The sequence below is a fragment of the Agreia sp. PsM10 genome (assembly GCF_030433855.1).
Lineage (GTDB): Bacteria > Actinomycetota > Actinomycetes > Actinomycetales > Microbacteriaceae > Agreia.
This window is the reverse complement of record NZ_JARUXC010000010.1, coordinates 1-21,470: the sequence shown is the minus strand read 5'-3', so window position 1 is coordinate 21,470 and position 21,470 is coordinate 1. Positions and strand designations below refer to the sequence as shown.

The following is a 21,470-nucleotide window of genomic DNA, read 5'->3' as shown; positions in this document are numbered from 1 at the left end:
CATGGCCGAGATCGTGATCGTCGACTCGGTCGAATCGGCTGGAGAGGTCGCGGCCGACGCGGTGCAGCGACTCGTCGCCGAGCGAGAGGATGCGGTGCTGGGACTCGCCACGGGGTCGACGCCCGTGCCCCTCTACCGGGCGCTCGAACGGCGTGTGGCGGCGGGCGGACTCGACCTCTCGCGGCTTCGGGGCTTCGCGCTCGACGAGTACGTCGGGCTGCCGGAGGGTCATGAGGAGAGCTATGCCTCCGTGATCCGGCGCGAGGTCGTCGAGCCGCTGCGACTCGACCCGCGCCTCGTGCACGTTCCCGACGGGCGCCCGCAGGAGATCGAGACGGCCGGCGCCCGCTACGAGGCGCAGCTCGAGGAGGCCGGAGGGATCGACCTCCAGATCCTCGGCCTCGGAACCGACGGCCACATCGGCTTCAACGAGCCCGGGTCGTCTTTCGCCTCGCTCACCCGCGTGAAGACGCTCACCGAGCAGACGCGCCGCGACAACGCGCGCTTCTTCGCGTCGCCTCGCGAGGTGCCGATGCACTGCATCACTCAGGGGGTCGGCACCATCCTGCGGGCCAGGCACCTCCTGCTGCTGGCCTTCGGGGAGGGCAAGGCCGAGGCGCTCGCGGCCGCGGTCGAGGGGCCGCTCACGGCGAGCGTTCCCGGCTCCGCGATCCAGTTGCACGCGAGGGTGACGGTCGTCGTCGACGAGGCCGCGGCATCCCGTCTCGCCCGCGCCGACTACTACCGATACGCCTGGGCCAACAAGCCGTCCTGGCAAGCCGTCTGAGTTCGGGCCTCCAGCGCAAGCACCCGACCTAGGCGAGCCTCTCGCCGTCGGCGAAGACGTCGGTCGCGTGCCATCCGGCGTCGAGCAGCACCGCGTCGGCCGCGTAGCCCGTGCGCAGGTACCCGAGCCGCTCGTCGAGGCCGAGCGCGCGGGCGGGACTCGCCGTGAGCGCACGCACGGCCAGCACCGGATCGATGTTCGCCCGTTCGATCGCGGTGCGCAGCGCGGCGTCGAGCGTGAGAGTCGACCCGGCGAGCGTTTGCGTGCCGCTCAGCACGGCCTCACCCTCGACCACCGTCACGTCGAGCGAGCCCAGCCGGTACTCCCCGTCGTGAGATGCGGCGGCGGCCATGGCGTCGGAGACCAGGAGCACGCGCTGCGACGCGGCCACGAAGCAGAGCCGCGCCACATCGGGATGCACGTGCACACCGTCGAGGATGAGTTCGAGCGCCACGCGCGGGTCGTCGAACGCCGCCACGACGGGGCCGGGGGCGCGGTGGTGGATTCCGGGCATGGCGTTGAACGCGTGCGTCAGCACTGTCGCGCCGCGGTCGAACGCCTGCCTCGTGAGCTCGAGCCCGGCATCCGTGTGCCCGACGGCCACGACGACCCCTGCGGCCACGAAACGGTCGATCGCGTCGAGGGCGCCGGGCAGTTCGGGCGCGATCGTGATCTGCCTGAGGGTGCCGCGGGATGCCTCCAGCAGCATCTCGACGGAGGCCGGGTCGGGATGCGCCAGGTGATCGGGGTCGTGCGCGCCGCGGTGCAGGGGCGACAGGAACGGGCCCTCCAGGTGCGACCCGAGCACGAGCGGGTCGCGCTCGGTCAGCTCGGCCACGTGCCTCAGGCTCGCGACCAGGTCGGGGAGCGAATTCGACACGAGGCTCAGCACCGATCGGGTGGTGCCGTGCGCGCGATGCGCGTCGAGGGCGATGCGCATGGCGTCGGGGCCATCGTCGAAGGACGCGCCGCCGCCGCCGTGGCCGTGCACGTCGACGAACCCCGGGGTCACCCACCCGCCGCGGGCGTCGACGCGTTCCTCGGCGGGAATCGACGGGGCCAGCGCCTGCCAGGCCGAGCCGGTGCCCGTCGCCGCGATGGTGTCGCCGGCGAAGACCATCCAGAAGTCGTCGAGGATGCCATCGGCGTCGAGCTTGCGCGCGCCGTGCAGCAGCATCAGCGGAACTCTTTGCGCCCGGAGACCACGCCGCTGACGGCGGCGGCGATGCCGAAGACCACCGCGACGACGGGCTGCCCGAGCATGAGCCACGCCAGCGCAGCAGACCCCATGATGAGGATCTCGATGAGCGCCTTGCCGAATGCATCGAGCCGTATGACGGCTCGCGGAGAACGGAAGAGGGCCCACAGCAGGATGGCGAACAGGGGCGTCGCGACGCAGAGCACCAGGTTGAGCCACGGGCCAGGCCAGGCCAGGAATCCCCAGATGCCGAGGCTGACGAAGGCGAACAGTTCGAGGATGAACCGGATCACCTCGGCGATGCCGATCCGGTCGGGAGCTGTCTCTGTCTGCTGAGTCACGGTTCCAGCGTACCGACCGCGTCAGCGGAAGATGATCGTGCGGGCGCCGTCTTGAAGCACGCGATGCTCGGAGAACCACTTGACCGCCTGGGTGAGGGTGCGGCTCTCCTCGTCCTGGCCGATGGAGACGAGCTCCGAAGCTGTGCGGGAGTGGTCGACTCGCACGACGTTCTGCTCGATGATGGGCCCCTCGTCGAGGTCGCTCGTCACGAAGTGGGCGGTGGCGCCGATGAGCTTCACCCCGCGAGCGTGGGCCTGCTTGTAGGGGTTCGCGCCCTTGAAGCCGGGCAGGAACGAGTGGTGGATGTTGATGGCCCGGCCGGCCAGCGCGGCGCAGAGCTCGGGCGACAGGATCTGCATGTATCGCGCCAGCACCACGAGTTCGACGTCGTTCTGCTCGACCACTTCGAGCACGCGACGTTCGAACGCGGCCTTGCTCTCGGCATCCGTCACCGGAAGGGACTCGAAGGCCACCCCGTAGAACCCCGCGAGTTCGGCGAGCACCGTGTGGTTGCTCAGCACGAGGGGGATGTCGACGGCGAGCTGGCCCGCCCGTTGGCGGAACAGCAGGTCGTTGAGGCAGTGCGCAGCCGTGGAGCCGAGGACGAGGGTGCGCAGCGGGCGGCCGACGACGTCGAGCTGCCAGTCCATGTCGTAGCGCTCGATCACCGGGGCCAGAGCCTGCTCGAAGACGGAGCGGTCGGAGTCGGACTCGACCTGCAGGCGCATGAAGAACCTGCCCGTGTCGGCGCTCGAGAACTGCTGACTCTCGGTGATGTTGCCGCCCGACGAGACCACCGCGCCGCTCACGGCGTGCACGATTCCGGGGAGGTCTGCGCAGACGAAGGTCAATACCCAGTGGGAACTCGTCAACGCTCTCGCCTCTTCTCTTCTCGTTCTGCCTCCCGTTACACTAGCGGTTGGCCGACGGATGTCGTTCGGCCCCGGGCATGCACGACGTCGTCATCGGTTCCTGAGGTCTGGTGCCCATCGTGCGGCATCGTCCGATCCTTCCGATGCCGCCCTCGTCAGGTCGGCGTGACGCCGCCTCTGTTCGCCTTCTTCCGTTAGTTTGGTTCGTTCTTTCTCCGTGACTCAGCCGTTCACCTCGCCCATCGCCATCATCCCGACCGGGGCCCCCGGACGTCCCTTCCCCTGGGGCGGCCTGCTGGTGCTCGCATCGGCCGTGTTCCTGTCGGTCACCGCCGAGATGCTTCCCACGGGTCTCCTGCCGGAGATGAGTGCGGAGCTCGGGGTCGGCCAGTCGCAGATCGGGCTGCTCGTCTCGGTCTTCGCCTTCGCGGTCGTGCTCACGAGCATCCCTCTCTCGCGCCTGACGCGCAGCGTATCCCGGCACCGCCTGATCGTGCTCGTGCTCATCGTCGTCTCGCTCTCGAGCGCGGTCACCGCCATCGCGCCGACCTTCGAGATCCTCGTGGGAGCGCGCATCGTCGGCGGCATGGCGCACGGTCTGTTCTGGGCCGTGATGGGCGCCTATTCGGGCTATCTCGTGCCGAAGGAGCAGCTCGGTCGAGCCGTCGCCATCACCACCGGCGGAGGCACGCTCGCCTTCGTGCTCGGCGTTCCCCTCGGCACCGTCCTGGGGCAGGCCGTCGGGTGGCGGAGCGCCTTCGGGGCCATCGCGGTGCTGTGCATCGTGGGCGCCGCCCTGATGCTCTGGCTGCTGCCCCGGGTCGAGCGTCCGGCCAAATCCGATGCGCCGCCGGAACGGCATCCGTCGGGTCGCCGGAAGCTGGATGCGACGGTTCCGGCCGTGGCCCTGCTGTGCCTGCTGGCCGCCGTCATCATGATCGGTCACTACTCCTTCTACACCTTCATCGCGCCCTATCTCGTCGGGGAGCTGGGTGTGGATTCAGGCGACGTGGGACTGCTGCTGGCGATCTACGGCATCGCGGGTGCGGGCGGCCTGCTGCTCGCCGGAACGGTGTTCGGTCGGCACCCCACCCTCGGCGTGGTGATCGGCGTCGCCGTCACCGCGATCTCGGTGACCGTCATGGCCCTGTTCGCGGCCGACCCGATGATCGCCATCCCCGCGTTCGTGCTGTGGGGGCTCGTCTTCGGAACCCTGCCGCCGCTTCTCGGCGCCCGGATGCTCCATGTGGCATCGGTCGACATCCGTGACACGGCGAGTGCGTTCTACTCGACGTCGTTCAATGTCGGCATCGGCGGGGGAGCCCTCGTGGGCGCAGCGCTGCTCGACGGGTTCGGGCTGACGTCGCTGCCGGTGGCGTACCTGATCACCCTGGTGCTCGCGGGCGTGCTGCTGGTGGCGGCCGAGCTGAACTCGCGCCGCCGCATGGCTCGCGCCGACTGATCGCTGCCGAGGCAGCGCTTCAGATCAGTCGAGCATGTAGGTGACGACGCGGGTCAGACCGAATCTGCCCGAGTCGGGGTCGTAGTAGCGCATGCCGAGCTCGATCGGGCCGGCTGTCGGCGCCCCGTAGATCTGCGACCACAGGCCGTCGCCGTCGAGAGCGTGGATGTCCTCACGGACGGCGCCGTTGACGATGCGCTGGATGCTCGCCCCCGGCACCCCCGAGACGACGATCTCGTAGGTGCTGCCCACGGGAACGGAGTCTCCCTCGAGCGGCGTCTCGATCACCGGGGCCTCGAGAACCACGAGGTGCTGGGGCGCGCTCGGGTCTGATTCGACCCCGTCGACGACCTGTCGAACGACGACCTCACGACCCGCGGGGTCGCCGGTGATGCTCTCGCCGAAGTCGGAGATCGACCAGGTGCCGTCGTCGGCCGCCGTGGTGGACACGAGCGGATTGCCGTCGGTGTCGAGGATCTGCACCGATGACAGCGGCTCTGCGGTGCCGCTGAACACCGGGAAGGTCAGATGGTCGGCAGCCTGCTCGATGACCACGGTCGGCGCCGCCGGCGCGGGTTCGGGCTCGACAGGGGGCGGGGCCGGCGTGACGACCGGCGGCGTCGACGGCTCTGCCGGTGTGCTCGGTGCGGGGGAGTCGTTCGGCGACGGCTCCGGGGCGACGGCGGGCTTCGTGGGGCTGCCGGGCGGGCCCGGACGCGTCGGTTCGGGTGCGGGTGCGGGCTCCGTGGTCGGCGCAGGCGACGTGGTGGGGGCCGGCGCGGGGTCGGCGACGACCGCCGTGTCGGAGCCGCTGCGAGAGTCGCCTGGATCGGTAGCCGCGGAGTCGGACGAGAGGTCGGCGGATGACGCGTCGTCTGCCGGGGTCGCGAACAGCCCGGGGCCGAGGGTGACGGCCGCGACGACGGCGGCGGCGAGGGCCAGGGCTCCGACGGCCGAGCCGACGATGCCGGCGGCGCCGATGCCGGATGCGACCGCTGCCGCGGACGTGCCGCCGCTCGACGACGCGGAGCTGTTCGCGCTCGCGGAGGAGGAGCCCGAGGCGGTGAGGTCGGCCGGCATGGTCGCGGCTGCCGCAAGCCCTCCTGCCGTGCCGCTGCCCGCCTGCATCCACGAGAGGAACCCCGCGGCACCGGAGACCCCGGCGGCGAGGGGCAGCAGAACGAGGGCGAGGCGGGAACCGACCTGGCGTGCTTCATCGGCGACGATGGTGCACGAGGTGCACCCGGCGAGGTGATCGCGCACCCTTTTGGATTCGCGCGCGCCGAGCGTGCCGCGGGTGAACGAGCCGAGGCGCTCGATGGCGGCCGCGCACTCCGGATCGGTCGTGCGCCGGAGGTGCGCCTGGATCCACGCCTGACGCAGTCCCTCGCGTGCGCGGTAGGTGAGCGCCGAGACGGCATTGGCCTTCATTCCGAGGAGCGGGGCGATCTCCGCAGACGAGAGCTGCTCGACCTCGCTGTACCACAGGGCCTCCTGCCACCGTGTGGGGAGGCTGCGGAACGCGTTGACCGTGAGGCTCTTGTCGAGCGCGGCGAGGGAGGCGTCTTCTTCTGTCGAGGGATCGGCGATGAGGTCTAGATCTTCGCTGGCGTCGGCGCTCTTGGCGCGCGCCCACTGCATCGACACGTTGCGGATCGTGGTGAAGAGATAGGGGCGGAATGCGGTGGTGGGACCGCCTCCGGCGGAGATCGCCTGGAAGACGCGGGCGAAGGCTTCGGAGAGGAGGTCGTCGGCATCGAAGCGGTGGCTGCGTGCGACGGCTCGCCCGGCGTTGGAGTGGCGGACCCACAGTTCGCCGAATGCGGCGGAGTTGCCGGCCCGCGTGAACTCGACCAGCTCCATGTCTGAGGCGTCGGCGAGCGGTCGGGCGGGCGGATCGAGGTGGGCGGCCATGTGGCGCACACTCCTTTATCAAAGGGGAATTCAGGACGGTACTACTGCGGGGTCCCCATTCCCCCCTCACATAAAGAGACATGCGAGGGCGGCGTCTATGACGCCACTTGTGCCAGAAATCATAGCGGATGCCTCATGTAGGCTTCCTTGTGTCGCAACTGGCGTTCAGATGGTCACCATCGGGAAGCGACTGACACGAATTCGGCCGCGCGCCTGGGTCGATCCGGATACTGCATCACCCCGTCGTCCGCGCGGCGACATTTTCCGTTTCTGTCATGTTTAGGAGCCAGTCTTGTCTGATAACACGCCGTCGAAGTTCAACGAACCCCTCCAGACCGTCGATCCCGAGATCTACGCGGTCCTCGAGAAGGAGCTGGGTCGCCAGCGCGACACGCTCGAGATGATCGCGAGTGAGAACTTCGTTCCTCGCGCGGTGCTGCAGTCGCAGGGCTCCGTGCTCACCAACAAGTACGCGGAGGGCTACCCGGGCCGTCGGTATTACGGCGGATGCGAGTTCGTCGACATCGCCGAAGAGCTGGCCATCGCCCGCGCGAAGAGCCTCTTCGACGCCGAGTACGCGAACGTGCAGCCGCACTCCGGAGCCACGGCCAACGCGGCCGTGCTGTCTGCGATCGCCACCCCGGGCGACACCATCCTCGGGCTCGAACTGAGCCACGGCGGACACCTGACCCACGGCATGAAGCTGAACTTCTCGGGCAAGCTCTACAACGCGGTCTCCTACGGGGTCGACCCGGAGACGTTCCTCGTCGACATGAACGTCGTGCGCGACAAGGCGCTCGAGCACCGCCCGCAGGTCATCATCGCCGGATGGTCGGCCTACCCCCGTCACCTCGACTTCGCCGCGTTCCGGGCCATCGCCGACGAGGTCGGCGCCAAGCTCTGGGTCGACATGGCCCACTTCGCTGGGCTGGTCGCGGCAGGTCTGCACCCGTCGCCCGTGCCTTTCGCCGATGTCGTGTCGTCGACGGTGCACAAGACCATCGGCGGTCCCCGCTCCGGCTTCATCATCAGCCGCGACACCGAGCTGGCCAAGAAGCTCAACTCGAACGTCTTCCCCGGCCAGCAGGGCGGTCCGCTCATGCACGTCATCGCCGCCAAGGCCACGGCGTTCAAGCTCGCGGCGGAGCCCGAGTTCCGCGACCGCCAGCAGCGCACCATCGACGGCGCCCGCATCGTCGCCGACCGCCTCACCGCAGAGGACTCGCGCGCCGGCGGCCTCGACGTGCTCACGGGCGGCACCGAGGTGCACCTCGTGCTCGCCGACCTGCGCAACTCGCCCCTCGACGGGCAGCAGGCCGAAGACGTGCTGCACGAGGTCGGCATCACGGTCAACCGCAACTCCGTTCCCTTCGACCCCCGCCCGCCGATGGTCACCTCCGGTCTCCGCATCGGAACGCCGGCGCTGGCGACCCGCGGGTTCGGCGACGTCGAGTTCACCGAGGTGGCCGACATCATCGCCGAGGCGCTGAAGCCGGGAGCCGACACCGCGTCGCTCCGCACGCGCGTCACCGCGCTCACCCAGGCGTTCCCGCTCTACCCCGGGCTCGTCCAGTGACGGCCGTCGTCCTCGACGGCGTCGCCACCGCGGCCGCCATCAAGGCAGAGCTGGCCCAGCGCGTCGTCGAGCTGAAGAAGCAGGGCATCCACCCGGGCCTCGGAACACTGCTGGTCGGAGACGATCCCGCATCCCGTTCGTACGTCGCGGGCAAGCACCGCGACTGCGCCGAGGTCGGCATCGAGTCGATCCGTGTCGACCTGCCGGCCACGGCCAGCGAGCAGAACGTGCGCGACGCCATCGAGGCGCTCAACGCCGATCCGCTCGTCACGGGCTACATCGTGCAGCTCCCACTGCCGAACGGCATCGACGAGAACGCGATGCTCGAACTCATCGATCCGGCCAAAGACGCAGACGGTCTGCACCCGACGAATCTCGGGCGCCTCGTGCTCACGGTCGATCCCTCGGCGAGTTCCGGTCGACCCGCGCCTCTTCCATGCACCCCCGCCGGCATCGTCGAGATCCTGCGCCGCTACGACGTGCCGCTCAGCGGCAGGCACGTCGTGATCGTCGGGCGCGGGCTCACCGTCGGTCGCCCCCTCGGGCTGCTGCTCACCCGCAAGGGCATCGACGCGACCGTCACACTCACCCACTCGCGCACCCGCGATCTCGAGGCCGAGGTGCGCCGCGCCGACATCGTGATCGCGGCCGTCGGAGTTCCCGGTCTCATCAAGGCCGAGTGGGTCAAGCCGGGCGCCGCCGTGCTCGACGTGGGCATCACGCGCGTCGTCGACGAGGAGACGGGCAAGGCGAGGCTGAAGGGCGACGTCGATCCCGCCGTCGCCGAGGTCGCCGGGTTCCTGTCGCCGGTGCCCGGCGGGGTCGGGCCGATGACCCGCGCCCTGCTGGTACAGAACGTGGTCGACGCCGCGACCCCCTAGTCTCGGCGCGAGAGCACGACCCCACCAATGAAGGAGGAACGCATGACGCACGAACATCCCAAGCCTCACGATCCGGGCAAGAAGACGGTCGTCGAGAAAGAGGAGAACGTCCTCGAGGAGATCGAGGAGTCGCTTCCCACCGATCCGGAACCGACCGACGGGTCTGCGCCCGCCGCCTGACCGGCACGTCGCCCGACCCCCGGCATCCGGATGCCCTGGGTCGGGCGACGCCGTAGGCTTATGCCGTGACAGCAGCGACAGGCACCCAGTTCTCCGTGGAGTTCGGCGATTCCCGGGCCACGATCACCGAGCTGGCCGCCGGTCTCCGGGGCCTCGTGCTCGACGGAGTCGAGGTCGTGCGGGAGTACCCCGAGTCGTCGCTGCCGCCGATGGGCCAGGGCATCGTCCTCGTTCCGTGGCCGAACCGCATCGCCAAGGGCGCGTGGGTGCTCGACGGAAAGACACAGCAGCTCGACATCACGGAGCCGTCGACGGGCAATGCCACGCACGGACTGCTGCGCAACACGGCCTACACCGTGGCCGAGCAGGGCGATGGCTTCCTCACCCTGCACGCCCGCGTCTTCCCCCAGCACGGCTACCCCTTCCTGCTCGACACGTCGGTGAGCTACGAGCTGAGTGAGGCCGGTCTGACCGTGACCCACGCCATCACGAACGAGTCGGATGCTCCTGCCCCTGTCGCGGTCGGCGCTCACCCCTACTTCGTCGTGGGCTCGGTGCCGGCGGAGGATCTGACGCTCACCATCGCCGCGGAGACCGTTTACGAGTACGACGACGCCTTCATTCCGACCGCCGAGGTCGGTGTCGAGGAGGCGGGACTCGACCTGCGCGCCGGGCGCCGTCTCTCCGATGTCGACCTGAACCACGCCTTCGGAACCCTGACGGGTACGGGTGGGCAGAACATCCACTCCCTCGTCGCTCCCGACGGTCGCCGAGTCGAACTGTGGACGGACGCGAACTTCGCCTGGGTCCAGGCGTACAACCCCCGCGCGTTCCCCTTCGAGACGGGCACGGGCATGGCCATCGCCCTCGAGCCGATGACCGCCCCGGCGAATGCGTTCAACACGGGGCAGGGTGTCCGCTGGCTCGAACCGGGCACGTCGTGGATGCTCAGCTGGGGTGTCCGGTACCGTCCGGCGTCCTAGCGGCCGTCATCACACCCGCCTGTAGCGTGCCCGGGGAGAGGCGTAAACCCCTTGTTCGGGGGCGAAGCCTTGCATAGCCTGACGACATAAACAACTCTGGAATGGAGTGGATTCATGTCTCTGTTATTCGACAGCGTGCCCTCGACGACGACCGCACCCGAATCGATCTCGCCCGACCGTGCGATGCCGCACCTGCGCTGGGAACTCGTCTTCGATGGCGTCTGGCTGGCGCGACATGACGGGCGATTCGCCGGGATGGTGCAGGGCACCCCGGGCGAGAAGATGAAACTCACCGACGCCCGCGGAAATCTCTGCGGACTCTACGCGTCGTTCGACGACGCGAGAGACGCTCTGGTCGCTCGCTCGAACTGATGCGAGGTCGGTGCTTCTTCGCACACCGGCCGCACTTTTGACAACCCCGAACCCAAAAGCTCATATTTAGGGGTAGGTTCGCTGGGGAGCTCACGTGGAATTGGACCGCGTGGGCCCTTTGTCAGGAACGGACGATTTTCATATGGGCAGACTGATCTACGGCACCGGTGACACCGACGTCGAATTCGAGGATCGGCTGCTTGCTCACCTCAAGGTCGTGATCTCGACGAAGCTGCGACGCAATGAGGCGTTCATGCTGTCGTGGGAGCACGGTACCGAAGAGGGCAGCGGCCGCAGCACCATCTGGATCCACCCCTCGATCCCCCTTCATTTCCGCTTCTACGGCAACAAGTCGCCCGCGCTCAATCGAGTGTGGATCGAGGACCTGATGCTGGCGGCCAACAGCACGGGCGGCCTCAGGCCGGTTCCGGAACCCGACGAGCACTCCGAGCCCGGCAACTCATAGCGCCGGCACCGACCCGTCTCGCTGCGGGTCGGTGAGCGCCTCGCGCGACAGCAACGTCGCGCCGGCCACGGCTGCAGGCATCACGAACACGGCGCCGAACGGAATCAGGAAGACGAGGTAGCTCGCCACACCGAATCCGAGCGCCGTGGGCCGGATGGCGGCAAGCGCCCGACGACGATCCTTCAGGGAGCGGCCCCGGGCGTCGAACGCCTTGCCGGTCAGTTCGAGCGCGAGGAACCAGCCGGCGACCGCGGCTCCGACGATCGGCACGACGGTCTGGCCGACGATCGGGATGAAGCCCAGAACGAACAGGCCGAGCCCGATGGCCGCGGTGGCGACAAGGATTCGCACGGCGTCGAGGATGCCCCGGCGCAGGGCCGGCCAGAACGGCATCTCGACCTCGTTCCGGATGCCGCCGAGCCGGTTCTCGACGCTCCGCCAGATCTTCTCGTAGAAGGGGTCGCCGACCGCGAGCGTGATGGCCGTGTAGGTGTAGACCACCAGCAGGGCGCCCAGGCCCACGAACGCGATGATGGCAGCGATCCGCACTGCCGTGCGCCAGCCCTCCGGCCACCCGTCGGCGAAGGGGGTCGCCCACTCCGCCAGGGCGGGTGCGTTGACGAAGAGCACGATGAGCGCGGCGAGATACACCGCGGCGACGATGAGGGCCGGGAGCGCGCCGACGAGCATCAGTCGGGGGTCGGTTCCCCACATCTTCAGGCCGCGACCGAGATAGGCCGTTCCATCGAAGAATCGGCGGACGACGCTTCGGGCGGGTGCGGGCGGCATGGGTCCTCATCGTACGGGTGGGGCGGCCTGGAGCGAAAGTCCACCCGGCTGCTACCTCAGTAATGCCGTCATCACAATGCCCGGGTCTTCGAGAGGTCGATGGGTGAATCTAGAGAGATGAAAAGGATGAGCTACGCAGGCGGAACCTTTGTCACGAGCGACGAAGTGGCCGACGCGCTCGTGCACTTCGTCGCCACCGTTCCCCGCAATCGTCGCAACCAGGTGGTCGTCGTACCCGGGTTCAGTACAGAAGGAGAGTCGACGCCGGTGACCCTCGTGCTCGGGCCGGCCAGCCAGATCCTGAGTCAGCACGAGGCCGTCTCGTATGCCGAGCCCGAGACGCATAACGTGGCCGACGAAGTGCGACGTCAGGCGAGCTCGCACGAGAACACCGCCCGCATCGAGAGCGCGAACGGCAAGGCGAGCCTCGATTACGACGTCTTCTGAAAGGCAGCCTCATCGGGACAACCGGACGGGATCAACCGGCGCAGTCTCCGGTGCTCACCGGGGCTGAGAGCCCCGGTGCCTGCGCGGCAACGGGCGACAGCTCCTGCATGGTGAGCGCGTATCCGACGTTGTCGACGGTGCTGGCCTTGGCGAACACGACACCGGCGACCTGGCCGTCCACGGTCAGCAGCGGCCCACCGGAGTTGCCGGGCTCGATGTCGGCGGCCAGCGTGTAGGCATCCCGGGTCGTGCCGGCGGCTCCGTCGGTGATGAGCTGCAGAGGGCCGGCCGCGAGGACCTCGGCACCCGCGATCGAGAACGGCCCTCCGAACGGATAGCCGGCGACGACGGCCGTACTCGACGGGGCCAGGGTGTCGCTCAGCTCGATCGCGTCGGCGGGGAGCCCGTCGACGGCGATCACGGCGAGGTCCGCCGCCGGGTCGAAGTAGACGATCCGGCCCGCGCGCGGAGACTGCCCGGGAACCTCGACCACGGGCTCGGAGATGCCGGCGACGACGTGCGCGTTCGTGACCACCCTGTCGGTGGCGACGGCGAAGCCGCTTCCCGACATCGTGACCCCGCACTCGTACGCAGTCCCTGTGATGCGTACGACGGACTGCGCGGCGGCGGTGAGTGCCGGGTTGTCCGTGCTGATCGTCGGGATCGAGGGAGCCGTGCTCGGCGCGCCGAGCGCGTCGATGACCCAGGGAGCGCCGTCGGTCACGGCGGCGGTGCGCAGCTGGGCCAGGAGACTGGTCACCTGCGGGGGAACGAGGCCGTCGAGGGTCTTCAGGATCGACGACGACGCCACGGCCTGGGTGAGCGGCGCGACACCGAGGGTCGAGACACCGGATGCGACGGTCACCACGACGAGGACGGCTGCGATTCCGCTACCAACGAGCCCGAGCAGGCGGTCGACGAATCCGAGCTTCGCCTTGTCGACGCCGCGGCCGATCACCCGACCGATCGTGGCTCCCAGCAGGTAGCCGATGGTGACGAGCACGAATGCGGTGCCGATGACGCCGGCGATCCTCCACTCCGGTTCGGAAATCCAGGCGACGACCGGCGGGATCGCGAAGTACGCGCCGATGCCTCCGGCGATGACGCCGACGAGGCCGAGGAGCGATCGCACGAGCCCCATGCGGTAGCCGGCGACGGCGCCCGCGAGCAGCACGATCACGACGATGACGTCGATCACCGGAGTGCTCTCTTCACTCGCGCGAGCCAGCCTGTCGCCCGCGGCGCCGGTTCGGCCTCGGGCGGAGAGCCGACCACCTGCAGGTCGATATGCACGCCGGTGAGCCGGCCCTCGGCATCCAGGGTCTGGAGAAGGGGATAGACGCCGTCGCCCCAGCCCGAGTGGGCGAGGATCACATTCTCGCCCGACAGGGCCAACGGCATCTCGATGTTCGCGGTGCCCGCCTGCAGCGGCGTCTCGGAGTCCATGATGTCGAACCACGAGCCGGGCTCGCCGGTGTCGAACACCTCGTCGTACCAGCTGTCGCCGTCGTTCGGCATCGACGACTCCACGGCGGGGGCGTCGAAGAAGGCGACGGTTCCGGCATCGACGGCCACGCCGAAGAAGGCTCCGGCCTCGGGAGGGCCGTCGGGACCGGGCACCGGCTCGACCGACGCGTTCGGAGCATCCGAGATGACCAGCGAGAGGTAGGCCTCGCGCAGGTGCGACCGGTCGCGCTGTGTCGACACGTCGGCGATCGTCACCGCGACCGGGTGGTCGCCCGGTGGGATGCGCACGGTGATCGGCCGGTCGAGGGCGACGAACGGGTCGGCGGCCCCGAGGGTTCCCGAGGGAACGCGGAGCACGCCGAGCTGGTGCACGATGAGCTCTCCCGTAGCACCCGTGACGAGGGGAGCGTCGCCGGGAACGAGGGCGAAGAAGTCGGAGAGGCGCACGAAGCAATGATGCCAGCAGCCGCCGGTGCGCTAGCTGGAGATGAGCAGATCGCTGAAACGGAACCCGCCGCGGGGAGGACGGGTGGCTCGGATCTGCTCGGCCGAGAAGTCGAGCCGGTGATGGCGATCTTCACGTCGTGAGCTCTAGTGAGAGTTCGCGTCGTGTTCTTGTCGACGTCGTCGTCTAGCCGCCTCGTAGGAGACGATCCATCCGGTGAGGGCGACCCACGTTGCCAATCCGAGAGCGGTGGGCACTGTCTGGGTCGCCGTGAGCGGAGTCAGGATCACACCCGCCACGATGATGACGATGAGACCCGTTCGATACACGCGGTCGGACATTCGATTGCTCCCTACAAGCGATTTCTTCGACCTGAGGGGGGTGATCCCCGCCATCGAGAGCCATGGTTCCGATGTCGACGAGTACGGTGGGCCCCGCGGGGCTCGAACCCGCGACCCGCGGATTAAAAGTCCGATGCTCTACCAACTGAGCTAGAGGCCCGCAGCGACTAATCTAGCGCGTCTTTGACCTCGGATCGAACCGAGGCAGGATGGACGCATGACAAGCGAGCATCGCAAACCGGCACTCTTCGGCGGATCGGAGTTCGAGGCGTTCAAGGGCGGCGAGGATCCGGCGCAGATCTCCCGGCTCGCGCATGACACGGCCAGCGCCCTGCTGGGCCGCGTGCGCGCCGATCCCGACCCGGGCGTGATCGACAGGCTCATCGAGTACACCGACCTCCACGGCATCGATGCGATCGCCGAGCTGTGGTCGCGGGCCTCGTCGCACAGCCTGCCGGGCGCTCTCTGGCGCATCTACCTGCTGCGTGCGCTGATCCGTCAGGATCCCGAGCAGTCGAGCTACCTCTTCCAGAAGGGCAGCGACCTCAGCGTCACCATCGACCCCGTCGTCGCCGGGGCGACCTCGCCGACGGGCCCCAACGAGATCACCGCGCTCGCCGACCAGATCCTGCGCGGAATCTTCGACGGGGATTTCGCCGTCGCGCTCGAAAGGGCTGCGGCGTTCTGCCGCATCATGTCGCTCGGAACGGCCGCGGAGGCGGACGACACCGAATCGGATTCGGGGGAGCGGGCATCCGAGTTGACCGTGCGTGCCAACCGTTTCGCAGAGACCGCGTCGGAGTTCGCTATCTGCGCAAAGTTGTGGAGAACGGACAGCCTCGACTGAAGTCGGGTAATGTCGTATCTCGCCGGGCCGTGGTAACCCCGGGCTCCAATTTCCGCCGTTACGAACGGCCTTCCGCCGAGAGGCGTTCCGCGGCCTGGCACTCTCTTCTCCTTCGAGCAGATCGCGTCTCGCTCGCGTAGGTCAGCTTCTCGTTTTTGGCAAGGGGCAAATCGAATCCCGCGGCCGAGTGGCATGCTGAATTTCAGGCGCCGCAGGACAATCCCGGCGCATCTGAATCCACACGGGTCGTAAGGGGGAGACGTTCATGACGCGCCTTCTTCCGCATCCCGCACAGGATCGATCCACGTCATCGGCAGGAGTCGTCTCGCCTATCCGTCCAGGCGCTCAGCCGCAGCTCGTGCGTGTCGCAACCGTTCCCGCCTCCCATGTCTACGTGCGGCACATCGCGCCGATCGACGGCGACGTCGCCGCACCCGGCGGACCGGCGGCCGCAGCCCGCGATGGCGGGGTTCGTGTCGTGCGGCTGGCCGATCCTCATCCCGACGACCCCAGTCGCTCGGCCGAGCAGCGCTGGTGGCCCCCGGTCATGCTCGATGCCGCCTGGGTGCGGGAGCACGCGGACGAGTTCGACATCTTCCATCTGCAGTTCGGCTTCGACGCGCGAACGCCCGACGAACTCCGCGACCTCGTGTCCGAACTGCGACGGCAGGGCAAGCCGTTCGTCTACACGGTGCACGACCTCCGCAACCCGCACCACCTCGACCGGTCGCAGCACGACGCCCAGCTGGATGTCATCATCCCGGCCGCCGACGCCGTGATCACGCTCACAGACGGCGCCGCCTACGAGATCAAGCGTCGGTGGGCCCGCCGCGCCATCGTGCTGTCCCACCCGCACGTGGTCGACTTCGAGACCATGCGCGCCATCCAGCACGCCCGAGTCGACGGTCAGCGCGACCGGGCCCGGCACGACGACTCCGGCTACCGCATCGGCCTGCACCTCAAGAGCCTGCGCGCCAACATGAACCCCGTTCCCGTCATCGGCGCACTGCTCGACGCGATCGACGGCCTGCCGGGAGCCGTGCTCCAGATCGACGGGCACCGAGACCTCCGGGAGCCCAACGGAGCGCGCTACGACGACGAGCTCGCCCAGCTCCTGCGCACGAGCGCGGATGCGGGCCGTATCGACCTGCGCATCCACGACTACTTCGACGACACGCAGCTCTGGCAGTACCTCGCCTCGCTCGATCTCTCGGTGCTGCCCTACCGTTTCGGCACGCACTCGGGCTGGTTGGAGGCTTGTCGCGACCTCGGAACCGCCGTGCTCGCGCCCAACTGCGGCTACTACCGCGATCAGGCTCCCGTGCTGCTCTACCTGCAGGACGACGACGGCCTCGACGCGGACTCGCTCGGCTCGGCCGTGGCTCGCGCGTACTACGAACGGCCCCTCTTCTCCATCACGGTCGACGAGCGCAGACGCCAGCGCGACGCGGTGTCGGACGCGCACGCCGCCCTCTACCGCGATCTCCTTCGATGACGCGGGCGCTCCGCATCTGCCTCATCGCCTCCAGCCGGTTTCCCGTGGCCGAGCCGTTCGCCGGAGGGCTCGAGGCGCACACGCACAGCCTGGCCACCGAGCTGATCCGACGCGGGCATGAGGTCACCCTGTTCGCCGCACCGGGGTCTGATGCCAGGCTCGGCGCCCTTCACCTCGACGTCGAGGAGTTCACCAGCAGCCCGGCCGCCCGAGCCGACGTCGGCGCCCGGCCCGAGCAGTGGATGCGGGAACACCACGCCTACCTCAAACTGATGCTCGACCTCAGCCGCACCCCCGGCAGCTACGACATCGTGCACAACAACAGCCTCCACCACCTGCCCGTCGCCATGGCCGAGGCCACCGGACTGCCGTTCGTGACGACCCTGCACACGCCGCCGGTGCCGTGGCTCGAGTCGGCCGCCAAGCTGGCCTCCGCGAGCCTCGCATACGCGTCGGTCAGTCGACACACGGCGAGTGCGTGGCGCCACGTCGTCGAGAGCACGGTCATTCACAACGGCGTCGACACGAGCGCGTGGATGCCCGGGCCGGGCGGGCCGGCCGCCATCTGGTTCGGGCGTCTCGTTCCCGAGAAGGCGCCCCACCTGGCGATCCGCGCCGCGCGGGCGGCGGGCATGGAGCTGGACCTCGCCGGACCGAGCCTCGACCGGGCCTACTTCGACACCGAGATCGCGCCCCTTCTCGACGACAGGACCCGGTATCTCGGCCACCTGCGCCACGAGCAGCTCGTGCAGGCCGTCGGGCGGGCTGCCGTCTCGGTGGTCACGCCCATCTGGGACGAGCCCTACGGCCTCGTCGCCGCAGAGTCGCTGGCCTGCGGCACACCCGTGGCGGCATTCGCCAGGGGCGGTGTGCCCGAGATCCTCGACGAGCTGTCGGGCCGTCTCGCCGCACCCGGCGATGTCGAGGCGCTGGGCGCGGCGATGACGGCCGCATCCGGTCTCTCGCGCGATGATGCGCGGCACCGCGCCGTCATGGCCTGCTCGCTCGATCGCATGGTCGACGACTACGAAGAGCTCTATCAGTCGCTGGTGCCCGCGGAGCTCGCGGCGTGATCGGCTATTACATCCATCATCAGGGTCGCGGGCATCTCAACAGAGCCATGGCGATCGCGGCCGAACTCGATCAGCCGGTCACCGGATTATCGTCTCAGCCCCGCCCCGCGGACTGGGGCGGCGACTGGATCGAACTCGCGCGCGACGACGAGGCCGCCGCTCCGCGCGACGTCGACGCGCAGGGCCGCCTGCACTGGGTGCCGCTGCACGATCAGGGCCTCAGCGACCGGATGGCCCGAATCTCGCAATGGATCGCCGAGTCGAGGCCCCGCGTGATCGTCGTCGACGTGTCGGTCGAGGTCGCGCTGCTCGCCCGGCTCCTCGGCGTTCCGGTCGTCTCCGTCGCCCTGCCGGGCGTGCGCGACGACGAGGCGCACCGCCTCGGCTACGACATCTCTGCGGCGATCATCGCGGCCTGGCCGCAGGAGGCCGAGGGCATGATCTCCGGACTCAGCGCGCCGGCCCGGCGCCGACTGCACTGCGTCGGCGCGATTTCGCGTTTCGGCACCCGGGCGAACGAGCGGCGCCCGTCATCGACGCCCGATGCGCCGAGGCGTCTGCTTCTGCTCGGCGGTGCCGGTGGCAGCTCCCTCGACGCGGCCACCATCGCGACGGCGAGGGAGGCGACTCCCGACTGGCACTGGACCGTGCTCGGCAGTCGCGGAGGCCGATGGGTCGAAGATCCCTGGCCGGAGATCTGCTCGGCCGACGTCGTCGTGACGCATGCGGGCCAGAACGCGCTCGCCGACGTGGCGGCTGCGCGGCGCCCCGCCATCGTGATCCCCGAGTCGAGGCCCCACCAGGAACAGGCGACGACCGCCTCCGTGCTCGCCGGAAGCAGCCGGTGGCCCGCCCTCGTGCGATGGAACTTCCCCCTTACCGGGTGGCCGACTCTTCTCGACGAGGCCCTCGGACTCGACGGCGAGCTGTGGGACGGGTGGAACGACGGACTGGGAGCCCGGGTCGCCGCAGCCGTCATCCAGCGGGAGCTGGCGCACGCCCCTGCGGAGGAGCCCGCGTGACCCGGGTCGCCGTGGTCACGGTGGTTCACGGAAGGCACGCGCATCTCGACCTGCAGAGGCAGGCCGTGGCGCGCAGCGAACGACGTCCCGACGACTACGTGGTCGTTGCCGTCGACGACCCGGTGCAGCTCGACGAGGGCGGGGTGCCCGACCGCGCACCCGTTCGTGTGCTGCGTCACCCGGCGCATCCGCTCGGCCTGCCGATCGCGGCGGCGCGGAACGCGGGTGCCGATGCGGCGCTCGCGGCCGGTGCCGACGTGCTCGTCTTCCTCGATGTCGACTGCGTTCCGAGCCCCGCCCTGATCGGGGCCTACGAGGCCGCAGCCGACTCGCTCGAGCTGCGCGGCGACATCCTGTGCGGGCCCGTCGCCTACCTGCCGCCCGCGCCCTCGCACGGTTACGACCTCGGCACGATCGCGACGCTCGCAGAGCCGCACCCCGCCCGCCCTGCGCCCGAGTCGGGCGAAGTCGAGCGAGGGGGAGACCACGATCTGTTCTGGTCGCTCTCGTTCGCGGTGACCGCTTCGACCTGGCGGCGCATCGGAGGCTTCGAGGAGCGGTACGTGGGCTACGGCGGGGAGGACACGGACTTCGCCGCCACCGCGGCGCACCGCGGCATCGAGCTCGCCTGGGTGGGCGCGGCTCGGGCCTATCACCAGCACCACCCGGTCGAGTCGCCCCCGGTGTCTCACCTCGACGACATCCTGCGCAATGCGGCCCTGTTCCACGCCCGGTGGGGTCGGTGGCCGATGGGCGGCTGGCTGGCGGCCTTCGAAGAGGCCGGGCTCATCGCGCACAGTCCGATTCACGACGTCTACGAAAAGCTCTGACGCGCGACCAATCCGACATCGTACCCGCACCGAATCATTGGTGTGAACGGACCACGAACAACAGGCCTCAGGTGGGAAACCTGTCATGCTTAAGCTCGTGACCTCTGATAGCGACCACGACGGTACCCCGATGGAGGCGCTCGACTCGGTCGAGAGCCTGCTGCTGCGGGTTGCCGACGGCGATCAGAGATCATTCGCCGAACTGTATGACCGCATCGCACCGCGGGTTCTCGGCCTCATCAAACGACTGCTTATCGACCACGCGCAGTCCGAAGAAGTGGCTCAAGAGGTGTTTCTCGAGATCTGGCGCACGGCAACACGGTTCGATCCACAGCGCGGCGCCGCCCTCTCCTGGGTTCTCACGATGGCGCATCGCAGGGCGGTCGACCGCGTCCGTGCGTCGCAGTCCTCGCACGATCGCGATATCAAGATCGGTATCCGCGATGTCGACCGTGAATACGATCAGGTGGCCGAATCGGTCGAGATCAGAATCGAACATGAAAGGGTGAAGAGAGCAATGACTCAGCTGACTGAACTGCAGCGCGAAGCCATCTCTCTGGCGTACTACGGGGGATACAGCCATAGCGAGGTCGCCAAGATCCTGGCCATTCCGATCGGCACCGTGAAGACGCGCCTGCGCGACGGCATGATCCGCCTTCGAGACGAAATGGGAGTTGCCTGATGTCTGCACACGACGACCCCCGCCTGAACACCGGAGCCTTCGCTCTGGGCGCCCTGACCCCCGAAGAACTCGACCGTTTCCTTGCAGCGTCGGAGTCGGATCCCGACCTCGCCGCCGAGGCCGACGGACTCAGCGCCACGGCCGTTCTCCTGGGCCTCGCATCGACTCCCGTCGAGCCGTCGGCGAAGCTGAAGGTCGACATCATGGCCGCCATCGCATCGACCCCGCAGCTTCCCCGTGAGACGGTCAGCCCTGTCTCCGAGGCTCCGACCGGCACCGGGTCGGTCTCCGACGAGACCGTCTCCGACGGCACCGTCTCCGACGGCACGGCGGATGCTCCGCGCCCGGTCGTCGAGACCGGTGCGGCCCAGCAGAAGGCCCAGGCGCGCTGGTTCGCCCGCCCCGCCACTCTCCTCGTCTCGGCGGCAGCCGCGATCGCCCTGTTCGTCGGAGGCGGCTTCGTCGGCTCCGCACTCACGGGCGGCACCCCTGTCGTGGTCGATCAGCAGGCGGCGGGTCTCGCCGAGATCTACGCGGCGTCGGACACGCAGTCGCAGCGCAGCGAGGTCGACGGCGGCGGTGTCGCCACGCTCGTGTGGTCGAACGAGCTCGGACGCTCTGCGGTGGTCGTCGACGGCCTCGAACCCCTGCCGGCCGGCAGCGTCTACGAGGCCTGGTACATCAACGACGCCGGAGCGGCTCCCGCAGGCACCTTCGACGCCACGGGCGCCCACAAGACGTCGTGGCACCTGCTCGACGGAACGATGTCGGCTGGAGACACCGTGGGTGTCACGATCGAACCCGCGGGCGGATCGAAGACGCCGACCACGACGCCCATCGTCGCGATCGCCAGCGCGTAGCCGCCGTTCCCTGAGCCTGTCGAAGGGAACACCGGCACCACAACAACGAAGGCCCCCTCGATATGAACCGCTCCCCGGAAGTTGGACTGAGAAATTCAGTCTCAACTTCTGGGGAGCAGTTTTGCGTGGTCGAAGTTCG

24 protein-coding genes, 1 tRNA gene and 1 riboswitch are annotated in these 21,470 nt (G+C 68.9%); of the genes, 16 read left to right on the top strand and 9 right to left on the bottom strand.

Going from position 1 to position 21,470, the window contains the following annotated elements; all coding sequences use genetic code 11:
• The first annotated feature begins 1 nt into the window (after position 1).
• Positions 2–787 (top strand): glucosamine-6-phosphate deaminase, encoded by a 786-nt coding sequence (locus QCD70_RS12995; RefSeq protein ID WP_301216895.1) that lies wholly within the window; start codon positions 2–4, stop codon positions 785–787.
• 28 nt (positions 788–815) lie between these two features.
• Here the strand turns inward: QCD70_RS12995 and nagA are convergent, their stop codons facing one another.
• Genes nagA through purU form a run of 3 tightly spaced genes read right to left on the bottom strand, consistent with a single transcriptional unit; the run spans position 816 to position 3,199 of the window.
• Complete coding sequence (nagA, locus tag QCD70_RS12990) at positions 816–1,964, bottom strand: N-acetylglucosamine-6-phosphate deacetylase (RefSeq protein WP_301216893.1); 1,149 nt, start codon at positions 1,962–1,964, stop codon at positions 816–818.
• Positions 1,964–2,326, bottom strand: coding sequence for a YrdB family protein (locus tag QCD70_RS12985; RefSeq protein WP_301216891.1), 363 nt, complete (start codon positions 2,324–2,326; stop codon positions 1,964–1,966). The genes nagA and QCD70_RS12985 overlap by 1 nt, the downstream gene beginning before the upstream one ends.
• A gap of 21 nt (positions 2,327–2,347) precedes the next feature.
• A complete protein-coding gene (gene purU, locus QCD70_RS12980; protein ID WP_301216889.1) occupies positions 2,348–3,199 on the bottom strand; it encodes a formyltetrahydrofolate deformylase in 852 nt (283 codons plus the stop codon).
• A gap of 217 nt (positions 3,200–3,416) precedes the next feature.
• Here purU and QCD70_RS12975 point away from each other — a divergent pair, with 217 nt between their 5' ends.
• Positions 3,417–4,661 (top strand): MFS transporter, encoded by a 1,245-nt coding sequence (locus QCD70_RS12975; RefSeq protein WP_301216887.1) that lies wholly within the window; start codon positions 3,417–3,419, stop codon positions 4,659–4,661.
• 24 nt (positions 4,662–4,685) lie between these two features.
• Here QCD70_RS12975 and QCD70_RS12970 read toward each other — a convergent pair whose 3' ends face one another.
• A complete protein-coding gene (locus tag QCD70_RS12970; protein ID WP_301216885.1) occupies positions 4,686–6,575 on the bottom strand; it encodes a sigma-70 family RNA polymerase sigma factor in 1,890 nt (629 codons plus the stop codon).
• Between the two features lie 144 nt (positions 6,576–6,719).
• A riboswitch (ZMP/ZTP riboswitch) is annotated at positions 6,720–6,801 on the top strand.
• Positions 6,802–6,867: 66 nt separating this feature from the next.
• On the opposite strand from QCD70_RS12970, the gene glyA reads away from it, so the two are divergent.
• From glyA to QCD70_RS12940, 6 genes are all read left to right on the top strand, one after another.
• The gene (gene glyA, locus QCD70_RS12965; protein WP_301216883.1) at positions 6,868–8,151 is read left to right on the top strand and encodes a serine hydroxymethyltransferase; all 1,284 of its coding nucleotides are present in this window, start codon (positions 6,868–6,870) and stop codon (positions 8,149–8,151) included.
• The gene (locus tag QCD70_RS12960; RefSeq protein WP_301216881.1) at positions 8,148–9,032 is read left to right on the top strand and encodes a bifunctional methylenetetrahydrofolate dehydrogenase/methenyltetrahydrofolate cyclohydrolase; all 885 of its coding nucleotides are present in this window, start codon (positions 8,148–8,150) and stop codon (positions 9,030–9,032) included. Before glyA ends, QCD70_RS12960 begins: the two co-directional genes overlap by 4 nt.
• A 42-nt stretch (positions 9,033–9,074) precedes the next feature.
• The gene (locus tag QCD70_RS12955; protein ID WP_301216879.1) at positions 9,075–9,212 is read left to right on the top strand and encodes a hypothetical protein; all 138 of its coding nucleotides are present in this window, start codon (positions 9,075–9,077) and stop codon (positions 9,210–9,212) included.
• A gap of 65 nt (positions 9,213–9,277) precedes the next feature.
• Positions 9,278–10,195, top strand: coding sequence for an aldose 1-epimerase family protein (locus QCD70_RS12950; protein WP_301216877.1), 918 nt, complete (start codon positions 9,278–9,280; stop codon positions 10,193–10,195).
• Positions 10,196–10,309: 114 nt separating this feature from the next.
• Positions 10,310–10,567: a hypothetical protein gene (locus QCD70_RS12945; protein ID WP_301216875.1), complete on the top strand. Its 258-nt coding sequence runs from the start codon at positions 10,310–10,312 to the stop codon at positions 10,565–10,567.
• Between the two features lie 142 nt (positions 10,568–10,709).
• Positions 10,710–11,033 (top strand): DUF7882 family protein, encoded by a 324-nt coding sequence (locus QCD70_RS12940; RefSeq protein WP_055927337.1) that lies wholly within the window; start codon positions 10,710–10,712, stop codon positions 11,031–11,033.
• Here the strand turns inward: QCD70_RS12940 and QCD70_RS12935 are convergent.
• Entirely contained in the window at positions 11,028–11,822 is a 795-nt protein-coding gene (locus QCD70_RS12935; protein ID WP_301216870.1) for an EI24 domain-containing protein, read from the bottom strand. The two genes, QCD70_RS12940 and QCD70_RS12935, sit on opposite strands and share 6 nt — an antisense overlap.
• Positions 11,823–11,948: 126 nt before the next feature.
• Between QCD70_RS12935 and QCD70_RS12930 the strand changes: the two genes are divergently transcribed.
• A complete protein-coding gene (locus tag QCD70_RS12930) occupies positions 11,949–12,269 on the top strand; it encodes a hypothetical protein (protein WP_301216868.1) in 321 nt (106 codons plus the stop codon).
• A 31-nt stretch (positions 12,270–12,300) separates the two neighbouring features.
• Here the strand turns inward: QCD70_RS12930 and QCD70_RS12925 are convergent, their stop codons facing one another.
• The 4 genes from QCD70_RS12925 to QCD70_RS12910 all read right to left on the bottom strand — a co-directional run bounded on the left by QCD70_RS12925 (position 12,301) and on the right by QCD70_RS12910 (position 14,682).
• Positions 12,301–13,467 carry a MarP family serine protease gene (locus QCD70_RS12925; RefSeq protein WP_301216866.1) on the bottom strand — a complete coding sequence of 389 codons (1,167 nt, stop codon included), beginning with the start codon at positions 13,465–13,467 and terminating at the stop codon, positions 12,301–12,303.
• Entirely contained in the window at positions 13,464–14,183 is a 720-nt protein-coding gene (locus QCD70_RS12920; RefSeq protein ID WP_301216864.1) for a DUF4241 domain-containing protein, read from the bottom strand. The genes QCD70_RS12925 and QCD70_RS12920 overlap by 4 nt, the downstream gene beginning before the upstream one ends.
• Before the next feature lie 144 nt (positions 14,184–14,327).
• Complete coding sequence (locus tag QCD70_RS12915) at positions 14,328–14,522, bottom strand: hypothetical protein (RefSeq protein WP_301216862.1); 195 nt, start codon at positions 14,520–14,522, stop codon at positions 14,328–14,330.
• 87 nt (positions 14,523–14,609) lie between these two features.
• Positions 14,610–14,682, bottom strand: a tRNA-Lys gene (locus QCD70_RS12910).
• A 57-nt stretch (positions 14,683–14,739) separates the two neighbouring features.
• On the opposite strand from QCD70_RS12910, the gene QCD70_RS12905 reads away from it, so the two are divergent.
• The 7 genes from QCD70_RS12905 to QCD70_RS12875 all read left to right on the top strand — a co-directional run bounded on the left by QCD70_RS12905 (position 14,740) and on the right by QCD70_RS12875 (position 21,331).
• On the top strand, positions 14,740–15,369 hold the full coding sequence (locus tag QCD70_RS12905) for a DNA-directed RNA polymerase subunit beta (protein WP_301216860.1): 630 nt from the start codon (positions 14,740–14,742) through the stop codon (positions 15,367–15,369).
• Positions 15,370–15,634: 265 nt separating this feature from the next.
• Positions 15,635–16,864 carry a glycosyltransferase family 1 protein gene (locus tag QCD70_RS12900; protein ID WP_301216859.1) on the top strand — a complete coding sequence of 410 codons (1,230 nt, stop codon included), beginning with the start codon at positions 15,635–15,637 and terminating at the stop codon, positions 16,862–16,864.
• Positions 16,861–17,937 (top strand): glycosyltransferase, encoded by a 1,077-nt coding sequence (locus tag QCD70_RS12895; protein ID WP_301216855.1) that lies wholly within the window; start codon positions 16,861–16,863, stop codon positions 17,935–17,937. The genes QCD70_RS12900 and QCD70_RS12895 overlap by 4 nt, the downstream gene beginning before the upstream one ends.
• Positions 17,934–18,959: a glycosyltransferase gene (locus QCD70_RS12890; protein ID WP_301216853.1), complete on the top strand. Its 1,026-nt coding sequence runs from the start codon at positions 17,934–17,936 to the stop codon at positions 18,957–18,959. The genes QCD70_RS12895 and QCD70_RS12890 overlap by 4 nt, the downstream gene beginning before the upstream one ends.
• Complete coding sequence (locus QCD70_RS12885; RefSeq protein WP_301216851.1) at positions 18,956–19,789, top strand: glycosyltransferase family 2 protein; 834 nt, start codon at positions 18,956–18,958, stop codon at positions 19,787–19,789. Before QCD70_RS12890 ends, QCD70_RS12885 begins: the two co-directional genes overlap by 4 nt.
• 85 nt (positions 19,790–19,874) lie before the next feature.
• Positions 19,875–20,471 carry a sigma-70 family RNA polymerase sigma factor gene (locus tag QCD70_RS12880; RefSeq protein WP_441004943.1) on the top strand — a complete coding sequence of 199 codons (597 nt, stop codon included), beginning with the start codon at positions 19,875–19,877 and terminating at the stop codon, positions 20,469–20,471.
• Positions 20,471–21,331 carry an anti-sigma factor gene (locus QCD70_RS12875; RefSeq protein WP_301216849.1) on the top strand — a complete coding sequence of 287 codons (861 nt, stop codon included), beginning with the start codon at positions 20,471–20,473 and terminating at the stop codon, positions 21,329–21,331. The genes QCD70_RS12880 and QCD70_RS12875 overlap by 1 nt, the downstream gene beginning before the upstream one ends.
• Positions 21,332–21,470: the final 139 nt, after the last annotated feature.